Annotated in this window: 1 pseudogene; it reads left to right on the top strand. The window is 67.1% G+C overall.

Annotation, left to right across the window (positions count from 1 at the left end):
- Window positions 1–6 precede the first annotated feature (6 nt).
- Window positions 7–234, top strand: a pseudogene (locus R0J88_RS23680) (hypothetical protein); the annotation flags it as partial.

The following is a 234-nucleotide window of genomic DNA, read 5'->3' as shown; positions in this document are numbered from 1 at the left end:
ATTCGCATGACTCAGACGACGCCTTCTTCGCTGACCGATTCGCGTGACCGCCTGTTGAGCGGGCTTGAGGTCTATCGCGTGGGCGGCGCGGTGCGTGATGCGCGCCTGGGTTGGCCGTGGCACGAGTGCGACTTCGTGGTGGTGGGCGCGACGGTGGAAGACATGCAGGCGCGTGGCTTCCGGCCGGTCGGGCGGGACTTCCCGGTCTTTCTGCATCCGCAGACCCAGGAGGAG

This window comes from Pseudoalteromonas sp. SIMBA_162 (assembly GCF_046535955.1).
GTDB classification, from domain to species: Bacteria; Pseudomonadota; Gammaproteobacteria; order Enterobacterales; family Alteromonadaceae; genus Pseudoalteromonas; species Pseudoalteromonas marina.
This window is presented reverse-complemented; position numbering and strand designations above follow the sequence as displayed.